This window comes from Corynebacterium sp. MSK195 (assembly GCF_030228885.1).
Lineage (GTDB): Bacteria > Actinomycetota > Actinomycetes > Mycobacteriales > Mycobacteriaceae > Corynebacterium.
Map to the genome: position 1 here is coordinate 1 of NZ_JASPGT010000067.1, position 280 is coordinate 280.

1 pseudogene is annotated in these 280 nt (G+C 66.4%); it reads right to left on the bottom strand.

The features are described 5' to 3' along the window. A pseudogene (locus QP909_RS11830) lies at positions 1–280 on the bottom strand (thymidine phosphorylase); the annotation flags it as partial.

The window sequence follows — 280 nt, forward strand, 5'->3', positions numbered from 1 at the left end:
GTCACGCAGCGCGTAAATCTTCTTATCCGCAGGTGCCAGACCCGCACCGGCTGCTGCGACGACCGCGCCGGAATCCTCCAGGATCTGCATCAAGCGGTCATTCGGAACATCAGCCTGCCAGCCAGGAATGGATTCCAGCTTGTCCAGGGTGCCGCCGGTGTGGCCGAGGCCGCGGCCGGACAGCTGCGGGACGGCCACGCCGTAGGAGGACACCAGTGGGCCCAGCGGCAGCGTGATCTTGTCACCGACACCACCGGTGGAGTGCTTGTCCGTGGTGGGC